This window comes from Novosphingobium umbonatum, from assembly GCF_004005905.1.
GTDB classification, from domain to species: Bacteria; Pseudomonadota; Alphaproteobacteria; order Sphingomonadales; family Sphingomonadaceae; genus Novosphingobium; species Novosphingobium umbonatum.
In genome coordinates this window covers 1-307 of record NZ_SACO01000064.1, presented here as the reverse complement: position 1 = coordinate 307, position 307 = coordinate 1, and the positions used below count along the sequence as shown (strand labels likewise).

At 57.3% G+C, this 307-nt stretch carries 1 pseudogene; it reads right to left on the bottom strand.

Annotated features, from left to right (window positions below):
* Positions 1-55: 55 nt before the first annotated feature.
* A pseudogene (gene istB / locus EOE18_RS18290) lies at positions 56-307 on the bottom strand (IS21-like element ISRsp3 family helper ATPase IstB); the annotation flags it as partial.

The following is a 307-nucleotide window of genomic DNA, read 5'->3' as shown; positions in this document are numbered from 1 at the left end:
CCCGGGTGGGTATGGGTTATGTGCTGCCCATGGCGGTCAAGGTCAAGCTTTGGGTTTATACCTTTCTGGATTTTGGGGTGGCGGAACTGGCCCTGAAGCGGAAGCTGTCATTGCCGGTTTCCAGGATGTGGCAATGATGGGTCAGGCGATCCAGTAGGGCGGTGGTCATCTTGGCATCACCGAAGATACTGGCCCACTCGCTGAAGCTAAGGTTGGTGGTGATCACCACGCTGGTGCGCTCATACAGCTTGCTGAGCAGGTGGAACAGCAGGGCCCCTCCTGATGGACTGAACGGGAGATATCCCAG